At 58.3% G+C, this 3,751-nt stretch carries 4 protein-coding genes and 1 pseudogene; 2 read left to right on the top strand and 3 right to left on the bottom strand.

Annotated elements, in window-relative coordinates; all coding sequences use genetic code 11:
• The first annotated feature begins 288 nt into the window (after positions 1-288).
• Entirely contained in the window at positions 289-444 is a 156-nt protein-coding gene (locus IQ254_RS30075) for a hypothetical protein (RefSeq protein WP_193969817.1), read from the top strand.
• Positions 445-525: 81 nt separating this feature from the next.
• Here the strand turns inward: IQ254_RS30075 and IQ254_RS30080 are convergent, their stop codons facing one another.
• From IQ254_RS30080 to IQ254_RS30090, 3 genes are all read right to left on the bottom strand, one after another.
• A complete protein-coding gene (locus IQ254_RS30080) occupies positions 526-1,638 on the bottom strand; it encodes a beta-ketoacyl-ACP synthase (protein ID WP_193969818.1) in 1,113 nt (370 codons plus the stop codon).
• A gap of 55 nt (positions 1,639-1,693) precedes the next feature.
• Positions 1,694-2,437, bottom strand: a complete 744-nt coding sequence (locus IQ254_RS30085) for a peptidylprolyl isomerase (protein ID WP_193969819.1) — start codon at positions 2,435-2,437, stop codon at positions 1,694-1,696.
• Positions 2,438-2,554: 117 nt separating this feature from the next.
• Complete coding sequence (locus IQ254_RS30090) at positions 2,555-3,127, bottom strand: photosystem I assembly protein Ycf4 (RefSeq protein ID WP_193969820.1); 573 nt, start codon at positions 3,125-3,127, stop codon at positions 2,555-2,557.
• Between the two features lie 497 nt (positions 3,128-3,624).
• Between IQ254_RS30090 and IQ254_RS30095 the strand changes: the two are divergent.
• A pseudogene (locus IQ254_RS30095) lies at positions 3,625-3,751 on the top strand (photosystem II D2 protein (photosystem q(a) protein)); the annotation flags it as partial.

Consider the following 3,751-nt stretch of genomic DNA (forward strand, 5'->3'; position numbering starts at 1 on the left):
GCTCCATAATATTGCTGGCTGAAACGTTCTATATCAGCCAGTTTCGGGCATGACGGGTCGTTTGACTTAACCCATGTCCGTTTTTCTTGGCGGCTCGTCACTGGACAGAGAACTTCCCACTGTCCAGTCCCCCTTCATCTACCCAACTCACCCCATTCGCCGACTGAGCATTAGCACGATTCAGGTTTAGCCATCCCAGGCTAATCTAGGGCGATCGTGGGTTTCGGTTGCTGGATAACTTTGATTTTAGGGGCCTATCGGTAAGCTATCCCTAGGCCAGATGGGCCATTGTTGACGACTCTCCAGGCGGCCAACCCCCAGATCGAAGCCTTGATTCGCCAGCAGCACCAGGCCAAACTGCGGGAGATAGAATCTACGACCTACGCGACCTTTGTCCAGAATGGCTGGCTCAAGCAAGCGCCGCCGCCGATCGTGCCCCGTTAATGATGGCGGCGGCCACTCCAGAGACTTAGGACTAGCCTCCCAGCCCACCGGGCTTCCCTAGCTTCCCGACAAATCCACCCGCTAACGCCCCAAAGCCAGTACTCCATTTTGGCCCCCAAAGCCGAAACTCAGGCACAGCGCTGCTTCGAGCGCGGTGGGGGTTGGCTCAGTCACCAGGTTTGGGTAGATGCTCTGGCCACAAAATCCTACATTGGGCGGCAGTACCTGGTGGCGTAGCGCCATCAGACAAACCGCTGCCCCGATGGCCCCCGACGCCCCCAGGGTATGGCCCGTCGCTCCCTTAGTTGAACTCATCCACGGCAGGGAAGAAAATCCCTCAGTCAATAGCCGCACCTCGTGGTCATCGTTGAGCCGCGTCCCCGTGCCGTGGGCATGAACATAGCCCACTTGAGCAGGACTCAGGCCACTGTAGTACAGGCAATTCTTCAGAGCCAACTGGCTGCCCACCTGGGCTGGGTCTGGTGCAGTGCGGTGGTAGGCATCGGCGCTAAACCCCGCCCCGAGGATGCAGCCGTAGGGCGGCGGGCCACCTCGTTCCATCAGGGCGGCCTCCGACTCCAGCACCAGCACTGCCGCCCCTTCGCCCAGGACTAATCCCTCTCGTTGTTGGTCAAAGGGATAGCAGCCGGTGGTAGCCAGCGCCCCCAGTTGCTCAAACCCGGCCAGGGTGAGCGGCGTGAGCGGCGCTTCGACCGCACCGACCAGAACGCGATCGCACTGCCCCCGTCGCACCAGTTCATAGCCTTGAAAGATCGCCATTAGCCCCGTGGCACAGGCGGCCATGGGAGCCAGCACCGGCCCATTAGCCTGAATTTGGCGGGCTACCGATATCGCCCCCATGTGGGGCAGTGAGTCTAGCCAGGCATGCTCAGCCCAGGCGGCTGCCTGGGCCAATTGCTCCCAGCGGCCCTGAAAGCTGCGGCTGGAGCCAATTACCACGCCACAGTCGGGCAGGGGGGGCGAGAGTTGGGCCGCGGCGATCGCCGCGGCCACCGCTGGTTCCAGCAGCTCATGCAAATCAGCTGGTTGCTGTCCGACCAGTGCCATGGGCCGTAGCGGCAACTCCCGGAAGGGTTGCCGCAGGACGATGGCTGACTTTCCTGCCAGCAGCCGTTCCCAGGTCGTCTCCATAGTAGGTCCTAGAGCGGTGACCAGCCCCAGGCCCGAAACCATTACCTTCTGAACTTCCGAATCCTGGCCTCCTAGCTCCTGAGTCCTAAGGTCTTGCCTACTCAGTCTTCAGATTCTCCAGGCCCGAAATCACCCGCGCTGACTCAATGCGATCGCCCTGCTGAATGGCATCTACCGTTTCCATGCCGCTGGTGACGTAGCCAAATACGGCGTAGCCACCGTCTAAAAAGGGCAAATCCGCCAGGGTGATATAAAACTGGGCCGAGGCCGAGTCGGTCGCCTGCGATCGCGCCATGGCCACGGCGCCGCGCGTGTGGGTTAGCTCGGGGGCATCGGTAATACCGGCTTCCTCAAGGGTTTTGCTGTAAATTGGCTCTGCGGCTCCCGCCGGTTTGATCTCCAGCGGAATATAGCGAGGTGCCTCGGTGTCGGGGTCGATAAAGCTGCCGGTGCCAAGTTGCTGAGCAGGCACGGCCGGATCTTTACTCTGGGGATCGCCGCCCTGGGCCACAAAGGGTGACGGGTCACGCACAACCCGATGAAATACCAGGCCGTCGTACACTCCGCGATTCACCAGATCGACAAAGTTGCCAGCGGTAATCGGCGCATTGGCTCCATCCAGCTCCATCACAATAGAGCTACCATTCACCACCATTTCTACCGTCGCTGTGCCATCCAGCACAGGAAGGCCGGAGGGGGCGGCGGCCAATTCCGCCACGGCTGGAGCAGGGGGTTCTTCACCCACAGCGCTGTCCAAGCTACCCGAGTTAGCACAAGCACCTAGCCACAGAGTCAACAGAGCGGCCAAGGCCAAAGTAAACGGACGCATAGGTAGAGCCATCAGTCTGTCCTATCCTAATAATTCAACCGACCCCCAATGGTATCGCAAGGAATTGCCCCTGGGGAACCGCCGCCCAGCAGAATGGAGTCAGGCTAAGCGCTTCCACCCAGGGTTTGCCTACAGCCCTTCCAGCGGCACCTGCAAAAATCGGGCCAGTTCAGCCCCCTGATTTTCTAAGTCAGACAATGGGATAGGCTGCCCTACTCGGGTCAGGGGGATATCGGGTCGCCCCTGAATGCGCAGGTAAAGCGCCCGCTTCGGGTTCAGCCCTTCCTTAATCGCCACCCGCACGGCCGTCACGTTCTGAAGGGGGTGCTCAATTTCGATATGGCGATTTTCACCCCAAAAGCCATTGCGCACGATCTGTAAACGGTTGCTGGTTTTATCAAATTGGTTGTAGCCACCGCCCACATCCAGGCTAATCACCACCCACAGAAAGGTCCCCATCACCAAAGCCGCCACCCCGTAAAACCCCATCGCAATCCCCTGGGGAATAAACAGGAGCTGAGTCGGGTCGGCAAAGGGCAACAGGTTGGTCTTGAAATAGCTGGAGGCACCAGCCAAAGCAAACCCCAGCCCGCCAAAGGTCAGCACCGTAGCCCAAAAGAAATTACTCGGGCGCCGGGCCCCCAACACGGTGCGGGTCAAGGTCTGGGGCTGAGTTGAAGACGAAGATGTAGAAGCAGTCATAGATATCAACAGACAATGTGTATAGACAACTCAACAAAAACTACCGGAGCAACCCTAGCCAGCCCCATCCACGGCGATCGCCCCACTGCCAGCGGGTAACCCTTACTCTATATATGAAAGAGCCCTCACTAGTCTAGTCGCTGTGGTCTAGAGCCAGGGGCCATCGGTGCCTTTGGAGCTAGGCCAGACTACCAAATGCCTCCCCCAGCGAACCTGAGAAGTTACATGTCAGATTGTAAAAATTTAGAACACTCCTTATCATAAATAAAACCTGGTCTTTGAGGTTTGCCTCGGAGACTGCTGGTGCGATTCAGGCGGGGGTATTGCTGCTGGGCTAGGAATATTTTTTCTCCCCGGCTCTAATATCTGGAATACTTAGTAGTTATTAACCCCTGCTTTGAGGCCTGCTCTGCCAGACCCGGTTCAAATTCAGAACTGGCATGGATCCAACAGAGCCGCGACCTTATGGATTGGATGTCATATAAAGAGGATTTGACATGACCATAGCAATGGGACGCGCGCCAGCCCAGCGAGGATGGTTTGACATTCTCGACGACTGGCTCAAGCGCGATCGCTTTGTCTTTATCGGCTGGTCCGGCATTTTGCTGTTTCCCTGCGCCTTCA

It is taken from the genome of Nodosilinea sp. LEGE 07088, assembly GCF_015207395.1.
In the GTDB taxonomy this organism is placed as follows: domain Bacteria; phylum Cyanobacteriota; class Cyanobacteriia; order Phormidesmidales; family Phormidesmidaceae; genus Nodosilinea.

Bases quoted from the DNA above. Each gene is read 5' to 3' on its own strand.
- IQ254_RS30085 (WP_193969819.1), bottom strand. From the start codon at position 2,437: ATGGCTCTACCTATGCGTCCGTTTACTTTGGCCTTGGCCGCTCTGTTG.
- IQ254_RS30090 (WP_193969820.1), bottom strand. From the start codon at position 3,127: ATGACTGCTTCTACATCTTCGTCTTCAACTCAGCCCCAGACCTTGACC.
- IQ254_RS30080 (WP_193969818.1), bottom strand. From the start codon at position 1,638: ATGGTTTCGGGCCTGGGGCTGGTCACCGCTCTAGGACCTACTATGGAG.